The sequence below is a fragment of the Mesorhizobium ciceri biovar biserrulae genome (assembly GCF_001618845.1).
GTDB lineage: Bacteria > Pseudomonadota > Alphaproteobacteria > Rhizobiales > Rhizobiaceae > Mesorhizobium > Mesorhizobium ciceri.
On the sequence record NZ_CP015064.1, the window covers coordinates 485,807 to 499,825 of the forward strand.

Annotated in this window: 13 protein-coding genes; 11 read left to right on the forward strand and 2 right to left on the reverse strand. The window is 62.7% G+C overall.

What is annotated here, in order from left to right:
• Positions 1–107 precede the first annotated feature (107 nt).
• The 6 genes from A4R29_RS02300 to A4R29_RS02325 all read left to right on the forward strand — a co-directional run bounded on the left by A4R29_RS02300 (position 108) and on the right by A4R29_RS02325 (position 6,063).
• A complete protein-coding gene (locus A4R29_RS02300) occupies positions 108–503 on the forward strand; it encodes a hypothetical protein (protein ID WP_024501833.1) in 396 nt (131 codons plus the stop codon).
• A 154-nt stretch (positions 504–657) separates the two neighbouring features.
• A complete protein-coding gene (gene exoK, locus A4R29_RS02305) occupies positions 658–1,512 on the forward strand; it encodes an endo-1,3-1,4-beta-glycanase ExoK (protein WP_024501832.1) in 855 nt (284 codons plus the stop codon).
• A 67-nt stretch (positions 1,513–1,579) separates the two neighbouring features.
• Positions 1,580–2,911, forward strand: a complete 1,332-nt coding sequence (locus A4R29_RS02310) for a UDP-glucose dehydrogenase family protein (protein ID WP_063171086.1) — start codon at positions 1,580–1,582, stop codon at positions 2,909–2,911.
• Between the two features lie 92 nt (positions 2,912–3,003).
• Positions 3,004–4,446 (forward strand): GMC oxidoreductase, encoded by a 1,443-nt coding sequence (locus tag A4R29_RS02315; RefSeq protein WP_063169883.1) that lies wholly within the window; start codon positions 3,004–3,006, stop codon positions 4,444–4,446.
• Between the two features lie 13 nt (positions 4,447–4,459).
• Positions 4,460–4,909: a hypothetical protein gene (locus tag A4R29_RS02320; RefSeq protein ID WP_013528107.1), complete on the forward strand. Its 450-nt coding sequence runs from the start codon at positions 4,460–4,462 to the stop codon at positions 4,907–4,909.
• Between the two features lie 74 nt (positions 4,910–4,983).
• Positions 4,984–6,063 carry a glycosyltransferase gene (locus tag A4R29_RS02325; protein WP_024501831.1) on the forward strand — a complete coding sequence of 360 codons (1,080 nt, stop codon included), beginning with the start codon at positions 4,984–4,986 and terminating at the stop codon, positions 6,061–6,063.
• 18 nt (positions 6,064–6,081) lie between these two features.
• On the opposite strand, the gene A4R29_RS02330 is transcribed toward A4R29_RS02325, so the two are convergent.
• Complete coding sequence (locus A4R29_RS02330) at positions 6,082–7,104, reverse strand: phosphoribosyltransferase family protein (protein WP_013528105.1); 1,023 nt, start codon at positions 7,102–7,104, stop codon at positions 6,082–6,084.
• A gap of 52 nt (positions 7,105–7,156) precedes the next feature.
• Positions 7,157–8,653, reverse strand: a complete 1,497-nt coding sequence (locus A4R29_RS02335; protein WP_063171087.1) for a lipopolysaccharide biosynthesis protein — start codon at positions 8,651–8,653, stop codon at positions 7,157–7,159.
• Positions 8,654–8,838: 185 nt separating this feature from the next.
• Between A4R29_RS02335 and A4R29_RS02340 the strand changes: the two genes are divergently transcribed.
• The 5 genes from A4R29_RS02340 (at position 8,839) to A4R29_RS02360 (ending at position 13,926) form a co-directional block, all read left to right on the forward strand.
• Positions 8,839–10,011 (forward strand): glycosyltransferase, encoded by a 1,173-nt coding sequence (locus A4R29_RS02340; protein ID WP_063171088.1) that lies wholly within the window; start codon positions 8,839–8,841, stop codon positions 10,009–10,011.
• A 43-nt stretch (positions 10,012–10,054) separates the two neighbouring features.
• Positions 10,055–11,047, forward strand: a complete 993-nt coding sequence (locus A4R29_RS02345) for a glycosyltransferase family 2 protein (RefSeq protein ID WP_063173531.1) — start codon at positions 10,055–10,057, stop codon at positions 11,045–11,047.
• Complete coding sequence (locus A4R29_RS02350) at positions 11,047–11,997, forward strand: glycosyltransferase family 2 protein (RefSeq protein ID WP_063171089.1); 951 nt, start codon at positions 11,047–11,049, stop codon at positions 11,995–11,997. The genes A4R29_RS02345 and A4R29_RS02350 overlap by 1 nt, the downstream gene beginning before the upstream one ends.
• On the forward strand, positions 11,987–12,955 hold the full coding sequence (locus A4R29_RS02355; RefSeq protein WP_063173530.1) for a glycosyltransferase family 2 protein: 969 nt from the start codon (positions 11,987–11,989) through the stop codon (positions 12,953–12,955). Before A4R29_RS02350 ends, A4R29_RS02355 begins: the two co-directional genes overlap by 11 nt.
• 74 nt (positions 12,956–13,029) lie before the next feature.
• Entirely contained in the window at positions 13,030–13,926 is an 897-nt protein-coding gene (locus tag A4R29_RS02360) for a UTP--glucose-1-phosphate uridylyltransferase (RefSeq protein WP_013528099.1), read from the forward strand.
• Positions 13,927–14,019: the final 93 nt, after the last annotated feature.

The following is a 14,019-nucleotide window of genomic DNA, read 5'->3' on the forward strand; positions in this document are numbered from 1 at the left end:
TCTCCCTCAAAAGGAGCACGACAACGCAACACGAGTTTTTGAGCCCCGGCTGCGGGGATCGGCCAGAAGCCCGGCCCACAAGCCGGCGATGACGGGAACCTGAGTTCATGGCCTCGATATTCGGTTTCAGATCAAGGGATCCGGCCCGCGACCGTCAGGCCGATGTTTCACGTCTTGATCGTCTGGCAAAGCTGTTCGAGCAGATTGCGGCCGAGATCGAGGCCGAGAGAACCGGGCTTGAGAATCGCTACCGGACGACGTCGACCAACGCCGCCTTTCTGGTCGAAGCGATGGAAAACGGCTCTGCTTCCGACAAGCGGTCTTCGGAAGTCAGCGCACTGACACAGTCGATCCTGAATTGCGAGCGCCGCATCGCGGCGCTGTCGCGCCAGGACGGCATGATGAAAGAGCTCCGTCATTCGCTGGATACGGTCTTTGACGAGGATGCCTCCTCGGCCGCCGCGGCGGAATTCGCCTGGCCGGCAGGCGCCGGCAGAGGTTGAACGTGAAGGCTCGGAACTGTTGCAACAGATTTGATGCAAGGCGGGAAGCAGAAGCAATCGAGAGGGTCACAAGGAAGGTCAAGGTTGGCCCGTGCAGGAGCGGTTCGAACGTCGACTTTGGGTTGGGGACACACAGCGCAAAGGTGAGTTTGGTATGAATTGGAATCCGAAACCTACGACGGCAATTGACGCACCGCCTCTCGCATATCGGACCGGACAAGCCGCCCGGCGGCTGGGGTCGCTCGGTGCGTTGCTGCTGGCTGCTCTTGGCGGTTTCCTGGCAACCCCTTCCCATGCCCAGGACATTCCGACATCGCCGTCCTTTGTCGATGATTTCAAAAGCTTCGACCGCACGCGCTGGTATGTTTCCGACGGCTGGAACAACGGCAGCCATCAGAATTGCACCTGGTCGAAAAATATGGTCGAACTGTCGAATGGTGTGCTGTCGCTCGGCTTCGAAAAGCAGACGCTGAAGGATCGCGACTACGTCTGCGGCGAGATCCAGACCAAGCAGCGCTTCGGCTATGGCACCTATGAGGCACGGCTGAAGACCGATACCGGCTCCGGCCTCAACGCCGCGTTCTTCACCTATATCGGTCCAAGCGACAAGCAGCCCTGGGACGAGATCGACTTCGAGGTCCTGACCAAGGACACCTCCAAGGTGCAGGTCAACGCCTATATCGCGGGCAAGGGCAAGAACGAGAAACTGGTCGACGTACCGGGCGGCACGGAGAAGGCCTTCAACGACTACGCCTTCGTCTGGCAGAAGGACAGCTTGCGATGGTACGTCAACGGCCAACTGGTGAACACGATTACCGACCCGGCGAAGCTGCCCAGCCATGCACAGAAGATATTCTTCAGCTTTTGGGGCAGCGATACGATGAAGGGCTGGATGGGAGCGTTCGCGGATCCGGGCCGCAAGCTTTCCCTGCAGGTCGAGCGGGTCGCCTTCACGGCGCTCGGCGAACCCTGTCAATTTCCGGAATCGCTGGCATGCAGTGTAAAGTAGTTGGGAAAGTCGATTTGAACCGGCGGGGCCGAAAACGGTCCGCTGCCTTGCATGGGAATGAAACCGAATGAATTTGACGGTGTTTGGAATTGGCTATGTCGGCCTCGTGCAGGCGGCGGTGCTTGCCGAAGTCGGGCACCAGGTGGTGTGCGTCGACATCGACGCCGCCAAGGTCGAGCGGCTCAACCAGGGCCTGGTTCCCATTTTCGAACCCGGTTTGGAAAACCTCGTCAAGGAGAACCATGCCGCCGGCCGCATCAAGTTCACAACGGATGCCGCCACCGCTGTCAGGCACGGCGAGATCCAGATGATCGCGGTCGGCACGCCGCCGGGCGAGGACGGCTCGGCCGACCTCAAATATGTGCTGGCAGTCGCCGAGACCATCGGCCGCGAAATGGACAAACCCAAGATCGTCGTCGGCAAGTCGACGGTGCCGGTCGGCACCTGCGAAAAGGTGAAGGCCAGGATCGCCGACACGCTGAAGAAAAGAGGCCGCGAGGACCTGGCTTTCGATGTCGCTTCAAATCCGGAATTCCTCAAGGAAGGGTCCGCGGTTGCCGACTGCATGAAGCCGGACCGCATCATCGTCGGCACCGACAGCGAGGACACCGAGGCTGTGATGCGCGAACTCTACGCGCCGTTCAATCGCAACCACGAGAAGATGATCGTGATGGACGTGCGCAGCGCAGAATTCACCAAATATGCCGCCAACTGCATGCTGGCGACCAAGATCAGCTTCATGAACGAGATGGCCAATCTGGCCGAACAACTCGGCGCCGACATCGAGGAGGTCCGCAAGGGCATCGGCAGCGATCCGCGCATCGGCTACCATTTCATCTATCCGGGCCTCGGCTATGGCGGCTCGTGCTTCCCGAAGGATGTGCGGGCGCTGATCAAGACCGCCGAAGGCGTCAAGTTCGACGCCAAGCTGCTGCGCGCCGTTGAGGAGCGCAACAACGCACAGAAATCGGTTCTCTTCGACAAGGTGGACCGCTATTTCAAGGGCAACCTCAAAGGCAGGACCTTTGCGCTCTGGGGTCTGGCCTTCAAGCCCAACACCGACGACATGCGTGAGGCGCCGGCGCGCGTCCTGATGGAGGCGCTCTGGAAGGCCGGCGCCAATGTGCAGGCCTATGATCCCGAGGCGATGCAGGAATGCCAGGCCATCTACGGGCTGCGCGACGACCTGCTTCTGTGCGGCACCAAGGAGGCGGCGCTGCGCGGCGCCGATGCGCTGCTGATCGCCACAGAATGGAAGAGCTTTCGCGCGCCGTCCTTCGACGCGGTGAAGGACGCGCTGACCACGCCGGTCATCTTCGACGGCCGCAACCTCTATGACCCCAAGGTCATCGCCCGCCATGGCATCGAATATCACTCGATCGGCAGAATGGCGGCATGAGACCGGGCCCTGGCAGACGGATGCAAGACCGGTCCGCACACGGCCTGCGGACGCTGGGGCTGAGCGCGTATTTCTGTGTGGAGTTGTAGCTGATGGTGCTGGACGTAAAGCCGGAGCAAATCACCAAGGATCATTTCGATCTCGTCGCGATCGGTTCCGGCTTCGGTTCGGCCTTCTTCCTGCATGAGTTCGCCAGGCGCCGAAAGGCGCGCATTCTGGTGCTGGAGTGGGGACGCCACAACACCCATGAATGGCAGCTCGAACAGAACGTCAACACCGACATCGAAGACGAGACGACCTACAAGACCAATTCCGACAAGCCGTGGAACTACACGATCGGACTGGGTGGCGGGACGAATTGCTGGTTCGCGCAGACGCCAAGATTTCATCCCAATGATTTCCGGCTGAAAAGCACCTACGGCATCGGTAATGACTGGCCGATCAGTTATGACGACGTCGAGCCGTTCTACTGCGACGCGGAAGACATCATGTCGATCTCCGGCGACCCCGACATGGCGGCGATGCTGCCCCGCTCGAAGCCGTTTCCGCAACCGCCGCATCGCATGTCGACACCGGACAGGATGATGAAGGCGGCGCAGCCCGACCAGCACTTCGTCATGCCAACCGCGCGGGCTCGCGTGCCGACCGCGCAGCGCAGCTCGTGCTGTGCCAATCTGCGTTGCTGGCTGTGCCCGGTCGACGCCAAATTCACCGTCAACAACGGGTTGATGCACGTCTTCGAGCATCCCGACATCTCGGTCTGCCTCGGTGCGGAAGTGCGCCGGCTCGATCACGTCGGCGGTGCTGTCCGTTCGGTCACGTTCAGCCATGACGGCAAGGAATACCAGGTCAGCGGCGATCTCTTCATTCTCGGCGCCAATGCCATCCAGAGTGCGGCGATCATGCTGCGATCCGGCCTGGGCGGCGAATTTGTCGGCAGCGGCCTGCATGAATCCTACGGCTGGAATTTCGAGGTCTATCTCGACGGTGTCGACAATTTCGACGGCAGCACCATCACAACAGGCCTGAATTTCGGCCTCTATGATGGTCCTCACCGATCGGAGCATGCGGCGGCACTGGTCTATTTCGAGAACCGCTGGCAGCACGGAATGCGTGCCGAAAAGGGGCGGCTACGCCAGGCGCTGCCGTTGGTCGTGGTCACCGAGAACCTGCTCGACCCCGAGAACTACGTCACGCTTGACGCGGATGACAATGCCTTCGTCAGCTTCAAGGCGCCATCGGACTACGCGGTGAAGGGCATGGCGCGCGCTCTGGAGAAATTGCCTGACCTTCTGGCGCCGCTGCCGGTCGAAAAGCTCTTCGACCGCGGCATTCGGCCGACCGAATCGCACGTCCAGGGCACGCTGAGGATGGGCACCGGCCCGGCCGATTCTGTGGTCGACAGCGGCATGATCCACCATCAGCTCAGAAACCTGGTCGTCGTCGGCACCAGCACCTATCCGAGCTGCTCCTGCGCCAACCCGAGCCTGACCGCGGCAGCGCTGTCCTTGCGGGCGGCGAGCCGGATCGCGTGAAAGGAGGTATCGCATGATCGAGATTTCCAGACGCTCGGCCCTGGCCGTCTTGGCTGGCGGAGTGGTTTCGACGGGGGTCGCCTACGCCACCGTTTCCTCCTTCTCGGACGAGGATCTGGTGCGCGTCACGCTGGAAAAATACCTTGGCAAGTTGAACATCCGCATCGAGCATCTGCAGCAGTTCGTGCTGGCGTTCCGCGACCGGAATCCATGGAACTTTCCAAGCGAAAAACTGAGTGACGCCGTCACCCTGGTGGAGGAGCTCAAGCTGGGCGCTGCGCGTCGCTTGCTGCCCCGGCGGAAGCGGGAAGATCTGCTGCATTTCGACCGCTGGGTCGTCGCCGAATTCCATATGCTGACGGACTACGCCTGGCGCAGTTCGCCCAACGACCCGATCCGGTTTACCGGCTGGCAATCCTGTACCAATCCCTTCGCCAATCTGGAGCCGCCGAAACTTGCCTGACGTCGAAAGCGAGGCGGCGGCCTTTGCCTGTTGTCTCCGAGCAAGGAATACGAGATGCGACAAGGAGCCCGATCATGAAAGTTCTCTTTGCAGGCGGCAACGGCTACCCGCCCGAGTTCAGTGGCGGCGTTCAGTCGAGCACGCATCATCTGGCCGAACAGCTGATCGAGCACGGTCATGAAGCCGCTGTGCTCGCCGCCCTGTTCGGTGACGGTGTCTTCGGCTTCAAGGCGCGCGCCAAGATGAAGCTGTTGCGGCAGCCGGCGGTTGTCGACAGCTATCCCGGCTATCCGGTGGTGCGGGCCTGGTTTCCCTGGGAAGCGGCGGGTTATGCCGTCGACAGGCTGAAGCCCGATGTCGCCGTGGTCCAGTGTCACAAATCGGTTCCGATCGGCAAGGCGCTGCAGGCGGAGGGCGTGCCTCTGGTCGTTTATCTCCGCAATGTCGAGTTCCATGAACTGGGCGGCGATCTGCGCGAATTGCATTCGGCGCTTTACATTGCCAATTCGGATTTCACCGCGCGAACCTACAAAAAAGAATTCGGCATCGAGGCAGCAGTGATCCCGCCAACCATCAACCCGGCGCATTACTCGACGCCGACGACGGGCCAGTTCGTCACGCTGATCAACCCCTATGAGGAAAAGGGATTTGAGCTCGCGGTGCGGATTGCCGGCGCCTGCCGCGAAATTCCATTCCTGTTCGTCGAAAGCTGGAAGCTCGACGACGATCACCGGGCGCGGATCGAACAGACGATCGCTCCCTTGGGCAATGTCGTCCTGGAGAGCCGCACCAGCGACATGAAGACGGTCTATGGTCGCACGAAGATCCTGCTTGCTCCCAGCAAGTGGGAAGAGGCGTGGGGCCGCGTCGCTTCGGAGGCCCATTGCAGCGGAATCCCCGTTATCGGTTCGCGGCGCGGCGGTCTGCCCGAGGCTGTCGGCTCCGGTGGCGTGGTGCTGGATTACGATGCTCCGCTGGCCGATTGGGTCGCGGCCGTCAGGCGGCTGTGGAACGACAACCAGGAATATGACCGGCTTTCCAGTCTCGCTCGCAGCTTCGCCGGGCGCCCGGAACTCGATCCCGATCGCCAGTTCATCACCTTCTTCTCGATACTGGACAGGGCCATGCAGCAGCGCGCGCGACAGGCGGCCTGACGACGCCGCCTGAGCAGGTCAGGCCGGACGCTTGACCCGGCTTTTCAGCGTCTCGTAGCCGCGGGCGCCAAGCAGTGCGCGGGCAATGGTCTTGGCGGCGCTCTTGCGGCCCTCTTGCGACTTGATCTGCCGCAGCCTTGCCGGCAGGTTGCGGGCCGCCTGGCCAAGTGCCGGCAGCGACAGCGCGTCGGGGAAGCTGACCATATGCGTTTCGACGCACAGCACCGGCTTGCCTGACAGTTCGGTGATCTTCAGCGCCTGTTCGTGCTCGCTCTCGATGAACAGGATGGCATCGGACTTGCGGTAGAAATCGGCCTTGAAACTGCCATGCGCGCCGAGTCGTTGCCGTTCCGCCTTGCTCGGCAGATCGAGCATGATCAGCTGGTCGTATTTGATCTCATGCTTGGCGAGCCATGCCTCGGTGAGCGCGCGGTATTTCTCCAGCCGGCTGGTGACCAGCCAGCCGATCCTGTGGGTCGCGACATGGAGCGGCCGCGCTTCGCTGAGGAATTTCTCATAGGCCGGGCCGTCGTCGTTTTCCGCCTCTGTCGGGTCGAGGCACAGCACGCCGTCAATGTCGACGCAGCATTGCGCCAGGAATTTGTGATGCATGAAGTTCCACTGGAACATGCGCGGATGCGGCACGACCTCGAAGACGAGGTCGGTTTCCTGGTGCAGGGGCTCAAGGCCGAACACGGCGGCAAAGGTGAAGTCCGCCTCGATGCCCGCAGCCTGGATGCGGGCGCGTGCGTCGCGCATGGCGTTGCCGCCGGCGACGCTGTCGTCGATCACCAGCACCTTGCGCATCTCGGAAACCTTGCGGTCGAGAGCGGCCCGGCGCTTGGTGACGCCTGATGTGTAGATTCGCCCAGCCAGGAAGCTGTCGAGATCGGTCATCGGGATGTTCGCGGCAAGGCTGACCAGCGTCGCTGCCAAAACGCCGCTTCTCGGCACACCGACGACCAGGTCGATGTCGCGCGGCAGCCGGTGCAGGCCCCTGACGATGGCGTCGTTCATATCGGAGATCGATCGGTAGTGCATGGTTCAGACCTGGTCCTGGAGGAGATGTCCGTAGCAGTCGAAGACGCCCAAATTATTGCGCTTCGCGCGGCGCTGCCGCAGGCAGCCTTGCCGGCAGTATCCTGAGCGCCTCGCGCAAGGCTTCGCGGCCGGAGGCGAATGCCAGTGCGATGATGATCGTGATGAGGTAGGCGAGCACGGCGCTGCTGGCCAGGGCGACGACATGCTGCTGCGGCAGCGCTGGCTTGACGAACCAGATCGCGGCCAGCGCCAGATGGGCGCCAAGCACGAACGGCGTTGCCGCGCGCAGCACATGATGCGCCTGCAGCGGTCCGCTCTTGCCGACATAGAGCCATAGGAAAGGCGTCCGCAGATATTCGCTGATCGCATAGGCGATCGCCACGCCCAGCGCGCCATAGGGCAGGCCGAGCATGAAAGCCAGCACCGACGTCACGGCCGTTATGATGCCCCAGCGCATGAAATCGCCGGAGCGGCCCTGGCTGACGAAAAGCCACCCCGCCGGATTGTTGAGCGGCTGCAGCAGCCCGGCAAAGCCGAGCGCCAGGAAAATCGAGGCGCTTGCGCGCCATTGCTCGCCGAGCACGAAGGGGATCAGCACATCCGACATCGCCGTGGCGAAGGCGACACCGGGAAGCGCCACCAGCAGGATCAGCGGCATGACGCGCAGATAGGCGCTGCGGTAGCGATCCGGTTCGTCCTTCAGCCTGGAAAGTGCTGGAACCATCACCTTCGACAAGGGGTTGGTGATCTGGCTCAGCGGAAACAGAAGCAGCTTGTAGGCGCGGTCATAGAGGCCGAGCTGCGCCTCGCCCCAATATTTGCCGATCAGCACGTTGTCGAGGTTGCGGGCAAAGAAATTGGCGAAGTTGAAGCCGGTGATGCCGGCGCCGAAATTGATCAGCTCGCCGATGCCGGCGACCTTGCGCGGCAGGCCCGGACGCCAGCGCGAACTCGCCCAGTAGCAGAGCGTCGGCAGCACGGCACCGGTCAGCGTGCCGGCAAACAGGGCCCAATAGGAGCGATCGATGAAGGTCCAGGCGATCGACACGGCAAGCCCGGCGATTGCGCTGGCGACGTCGATGACGGCCAGCCGGCCGAACTGCATGCGGCGCGTCAAGAGCGCCAGATGCTGGGCGCCAAGCCCATAGGCCATGATCTGCAGCCCGAACGCAGCCACCAGACCTGTCACGCGCGGTTCGCCGTAGAAGGCAGCAACCAGCGGCGCCGCACCCGCAAGCACGCAAGCCAGGATCGCGCTGACGGCGACATTGATCCAGAAGAGGTAGTTCACCTCCTCATGCCGGATGCCTGATTTCTGGATCGTTGCCTGGGTCAGGCCGAAATCCTGGAACAGTGCGATAAAGGCAAGCACCGGCGCGCACATCGCCACGACACCGAAATCCTGTGGCGACAACAACCGCGACAGCACGACAACCGACAGAATCTGTGTCGCGACCCGCACCGATTGCGCCATGGCCGTGACAACCGCGCCGCGCCCAACCGATTTGCGCAAGGAGCCTTCTGGCGGATCGAATGCATTGGCTTCCAAATTCAGGATTCCTGATTTTTTACGTGGATTTTCGAGCCCGAAAATCCACGACCGCCGCCGACCACAAACTACGGCAATAATTTTGCAGTGCAACAGAAAACGTGGATTGGTGCAGCAAAAATGTTGCGATGCAGCAAGAGCTGTACTAGCATTCCCTTGGGTGGGCCAACAGCGGTCGAGTTTTTATGCTGCATGTCTTGTACCTAGTGCACGACGTTTCCGACCCGGCGGTGCGCCGGCGGATCACGATGCTCAGGGCAGGTGGGGCCCAGGTCACCTTGGCCGGCTTCCGTCGCACCGCGAATCCGATTGCGGATATCGAGGGACTGCGCCCGATCGACCTCGGCGGGACGCGTGACGGGCGATTCGGCCAACGCCTCGCGGCCGTAGCCAAAGCAGCCGTTTCGATAGGCTCGAGGCTGGGCGGAATGCCAAAGCCGGATGTCATCGTCGCGCGCAACCTGGAAATGCTGGCGCTTGCCCGCCGCGCCAGGTCAGCCTTCGGTGCATCGGTTCCGATCGTATACGAGTGCCTCGACATTCATCGGCTTGTGCTGCGCAACGATGTCCTGGGCAAGGCGCTGCGTGCCACCGAACGATTTCTGGCCAGGGATGTGAAGCTGCTGGTGACCAGTTCGCCTGCCTTCATCGCCAATTATTTCAAGCCGTTCGGCCAGGTCGCGGCACCCATCGAGCTGGTCGAAAACAAATATTTCGAGGCCGCGACGATTGTGCCCGGCGCTGCCGAGGCCGATGAGAGCCCGGTCGGCCCGCCATGGCGGATCGGCTGGTTCGGCGCGCTGCGCTGCCGCCGCTCGCTCGAGCTGCTGGCTGATTTCTCCCGCCGCATGGAGGGCCGCTTCGAGATCGTGCTGCGCGGCCGTCCGGCTTTGTCGGAATTCCCTGACTTTCACGGCTTTGTCGAAGCCGAGCCATGGCTATCGTTTCTCGGGCCCTACCGCAATCCGGAAGACATGGCGGCGATCTACAACGATGTCCATTTTTCCTGGGCGATCGATTTCTTCGAAGCGGGGCAGAACTCCGAATGGCTTCTGCCCAACCGGCTCTATGAGGGTTGCCGTTTCGGCGCGGTGCCGATCTCGATGGGCAACACCGAGACCGGGCGGTTCCTCAAGCAGCAGGATATCGGCGTGCTGTTGCCGCAGGCGTCGCCCGAAGCGCTCGAAGCCGCGCTAGGCAAGATGGAGGAGCATCGCTTCGCCAGGCTGAAGGGGCGTGTTCTGGCGCGCAACCCGAGGACCTGGAGCTACGATCGCAGCGATTGCCGTGCGCTTGTCGAGCGGCTGCGCAGCCTGACGGCCGTGCCCGGTTCGTTTGCCGCCGAGGCATTGGCTTAGGATGGCCGGGAATGGACAGGGGCAAGATGGACAGAGGTTGATGATGCAGACGGAAAAACCCTCATCCAGCCTGATCGTCATCCCATGCCTGAACGAAGCCGCCCATATCGGTGCGCTGCTCGATCAATTGCGGCCCGCGGCCGCCCGGCTTGGCGCCCGGATCATCGTCGCCGACGGCGGCAGCACCGACGGCACGCTTTCCATCGTAGACGACGTCATTGCCAGGGACCCGCGGGTTATCCTGCTCCACAACAAGCGGCGTATCCAGAGCGCGGCGATCAATCTCGCCGTCGGTACCTTCGGCGATGGTGCCGACTATCTCATCCGCATCGATGCGCATGGCGGTTATCCCGACGATTATTGCGACCGGCTGGTCGAGGAAGCCCTGGCTACATCGGCGGATTCGGTTGTCGTTTCGATGCTGACCAGCGGCAGCGGTGCCGTGCAGAAGGCGGCGGCCGCGGCGCAGAACTCCAAGCTCGGCACCGGCGGCTCGAAGCATAGGCATCTTTCGCAGGGACAGTGGATCGATCACGGCCATCATGCACTGATGCGGATATCGGCGTTCGGTGCCGTCGGCGGCTATGACGAAACGTTCAGCCACAACGAGGACGCCGAGCTCGATTATCGCCTGCGCAAGGCCGGCTACAAGATCTGGATGAGCGGCAAGACGCAGATGGTCTACTACCCGCGTGCCTCGCTCTCAGGCCTCTATTTCCAGTATCTCGGCTACGGTCGCGGGCGTGCCAAGAATGTACTGAAGCATCGCGTCATCCCGAAGGTGAGGCAGATGGTGCCGCTGCTGGTGTTCCCGGTGGTGCTGCTGGCGGCCTTCTCCTTCGTGCACTGGCTGGCGGCGATGCCGCTGCTGCTGTGGGCGTCGGTTTGCCTGGGCTACGGGCTGGTGGCGGCTATCCGCCAGCGCAAGGCCGACGTTGCGCTGGCCGGTGTCTCGGCCATGGTCATGCATCTTGGCTGGTCGGTCGGCTTCTGGCTGCAGCTTCTCGGCCTCGGCTCGCGACGAGGAGTGGCCTGATGGCGGTGTCGGTAAAGGACCGCAGCATCGACATCGGCGTCTGCACGTTCCGCCGGCCGGAACTGGCCGACACGCTGCGCTCGCTCGACGCCATGGAGATGCCGGTGGGATTCGATGTCCGCATCGTCGTCGCCGACAATGACGACACCCCATCGGCCCGTGACCTGGTGGCGGCGCTGTCGCGGGAATTGACGGTGCCGATCCACTATCAGCACGCCCCGGCGCGCAACATCTCGATCGCCCGTAACGCCTGCCTCGATGCGAGCACCGCGGATTTCGTCGCCTTCATCGACGACGACGAGACGGCCACGACGCCATGGCTTGCCGAACTGGTCGCGATGGCGCAGCAAAGCGGTGCCGCCGCCGTGCTCGGCCCGGTCAGGGCGCGCTATCGCCCGGACGCGCCGGACTGGATGCGGCGCGGCGATTTCCATTCGACCTTGCCCGTCTGGGTGCGCGGCGAGATCCAGACCGGCTACACCTGCAACGTTCTGCTGCGGATGGGCTCGGACAGCCTGCGCGGCCGCCGCTTCAGCCTGGCGCGTGGCCAGACCGGCGGCGAGGACACCGAATTCTTCGACCAGATGCACAAGGCAGGCGGCCGCATCGCCTTCTCGCCCGAGGCGTGGGTCGAGGAGGTGGTGCCGCGCTCCAGGGCGGCATTCGATTGGCTCGGCCGCCGCCGCTTCCGCGTCGGCCAGACGCATGGCCATCTCCTGGGCAGCAGCGCCAGCGGAATCGGCCTGGCCAAGCAGGTCGGCCTGGCCTCGGCAAAGGCCATCTATTGCTTCGCCTCGGCACTTCCGGTCGTCGTCAGTCCGGTACGCAGGAACCGCAGCGTGCTGCGCGGCATTATGCATGTTGGTGTCGTCAGCGGCCTCGTCGGCATCCGCGAAATCCGCCTCTATGGCCAGCCGTCGCCACAGGAGGGAGGCAAGCGTGCAGCCTGACGTCAGCTCTATCCCCGATGTTTCCTTCGTTATTGCCGCCTACAATGCCGAGACGACCCTTGATCGGGCGATCGCCAGCGCCATCGCCCAGAAGGGTGTCAGCGTCGAAATCATCGTCGTCGACGACAAGTCGCGCGATGCGACGCTCGATGTTGCGCGGGCCTATCCCGGGGATATCGTCCGTGTCATCGCCCTGCCAAGCAATCGCGGCCCGGGCGGCGCCAGGAATGCCGGCCTCGATGCCGCCCGCGGCAGATGGATCGCGGTTCTCGATTCCGACGACGCGGTCTTTCCCGGCCGGCTCGCCAGGATGATCGCGCGTGCCGAAAGCGCGGATGCCCAGATCGCCGTCGACAATCTGCAGGTCGTTCGCGAGGACGGCGTTATCGAGGACGCGATGTTTCCGCGGCAATATCTGGAAGGCTTGCGCGAGATTTCGCTGGCCACCTACATCGCCGGCAACGTCGTCTTCGAATCCAAGTTCAACCTCGGCTACCTCAAGCCGATCTTCCAGCGCGAGTTCCTGAACGAAAACCGGCTTCGCTATGACGAGAAGCTGAGGATCGGCGAAGACTACATCCTCTTTGCCGCCGCCCTGGCCAAGGGCGGAAAATGCGTCGTCGAGCCCGATATCGGCTATTCCTACCATATTCGCAGCGCCTCCATTTCGCGCGTGCTTGAGCTTCACCACGTCGAAGCCATGCGCAGGGCGGATGCCGTGTTCGCTCAAACCCATCGGATGGATGAGGCCGCGCAGGCCGCGTTCGCGCGGCGTGGCCGCAGCCTGCGCAAGGCGGCATCGTTTCTGTCACTGGTACAGCACATCAAGGCGCGGTCCCCGCTCAAGGCGATCCGGACTGCGCTCAGCGACCCGGCGGCGGTCAGGCATATGGGCATGCCGATCGCCGTGCGGTTGCGAAGAATGGCGGCACAATTTGCCGTCGGGGCGGGGAGGTGAAGATGCAGGCACATGGAGGGAATTTTCGTGGCCTGTGAACGGATTGAAGTCGATCTCCTCAGAAGGAATTTGCGATGAAGAAAATCAGGAAGGCCGTGATACCGGTGGCGGGGCTTGGAACGCGGTTCCTGCCGGCGACCAAGTCGATGCCGAAGGAAATGCTTCCCGTCGTCGACAGGCCCGTCGTCCAATATGCGGTGGACGAGGCCTTCGAGGCGGGCATCGAACACATCGTCTTCGTGACCGGTCGCAACAAGGCGGTGATCGAGGACTATTTCGACCTGCATCCGGAATTGATCGGCACCCTGGAGCAGACCGGCAAGAAGACCCAACTGGAGGCGCTCGAAAGCATGCTGCCTGTGGCCGGCGCCACCAGCTTCATCCGCCAGCAATCCCCGCAAGGCCTCGGCCATGCCGTCTGGTGCGCGCGCGAGGTTATCGGCAACGAGCCCTTCGCCTTGCTGCTGCCGGACATGGTGTCCTTCGGCGGTCGCGGATGCCTCGCCGAAACCGTCGAGCTTTATGAGCGCACGGGCGGCAACGTAATCGCCGTCGAGCGTTGCGAACCCAGCGAGACCAACAAATATGGCATCGTTGGCCGTGGCGCCGAGATCGGCGGCGGTTTCGAGGTGACGGCCATGGTCGAGAAGCCGGCGCCGGCCAATGCGCCTTCGAATTTCTACATCAACGGCCGCTACATCCTGCAGCCGGAGATTTTCGCGCTCCTGGGCAATCAGCAGCGCGGCGCCGGCAACGAGATTCAACTGACGGATGCCATGGTTCGTCTGTCGAAGGATCAGCCGTTCTTCGCCCAGCCTTTCCTCGGCCGCATGTTCGACTGTGGTTCCAAGGAAGGGTTCATCCAGGCCAACATCGCCTTCGCGCTGGCGCGCGACGACATGAAGGGTCCGGTTTTCGAGATGCTTCAGGAGTTCGTCCGGTCGCATGAACGCCAGGAAGAAGCCGCATAATGCCCATCTTTCGGGAGTATCGTCAGATGGCCGGCGAAGAGGGGCCGGCAGGTTCTCTCCGTCTGGCACGACGCTTGCATTGCTCTGGCGATG

Coding starts and splice junctions, on each gene's coding strand:
- A4R29_RS02300 (WP_024501833.1), top strand. CDS start 108: ATGGCCTCGATATTCGGTTTCAGATCAAGGGATCCGGCCCGCGACCGT.
- exoK (WP_024501832.1), top strand. CDS start 658: ATGAATTGGAATCCGAAACCTACGACGGCAATTGACGCACCGCCTCTC.
- A4R29_RS02310 (WP_063171086.1), top strand. CDS start 1,580: ATGAATTTGACGGTGTTTGGAATTGGCTATGTCGGCCTCGTGCAGGCG.
- A4R29_RS02315 (WP_063169883.1), top strand. CDS start 3,004: ATGGTGCTGGACGTAAAGCCGGAGCAAATCACCAAGGATCATTTCGAT.
- A4R29_RS02320 (WP_013528107.1), top strand. CDS start 4,460: ATGATCGAGATTTCCAGACGCTCGGCCCTGGCCGTCTTGGCTGGCGGA.
- A4R29_RS02325 (WP_024501831.1), top strand. CDS start 4,984: ATGAAAGTTCTCTTTGCAGGCGGCAACGGCTACCCGCCCGAGTTCAGT.
- A4R29_RS02330 (WP_013528105.1), bottom strand. CDS start 7,104: ATGCACTACCGATCGATCTCCGATATGAACGACGCCATCGTCAGGGGC.
- A4R29_RS02340 (WP_063171088.1), top strand. CDS start 8,839: ATGCTGCATGTCTTGTACCTAGTGCACGACGTTTCCGACCCGGCGGTG.
- A4R29_RS02345 (WP_063173531.1), top strand. CDS start 10,055: ATGCAGACGGAAAAACCCTCATCCAGCCTGATCGTCATCCCATGCCTG.
- A4R29_RS02350 (WP_063171089.1), top strand. CDS start 11,047: ATGGCGGTGTCGGTAAAGGACCGCAGCATCGACATCGGCGTCTGCACG.
- A4R29_RS02360 (WP_013528099.1), top strand. CDS start 13,030: ATGAAGAAAATCAGGAAGGCCGTGATACCGGTGGCGGGGCTTGGAACG.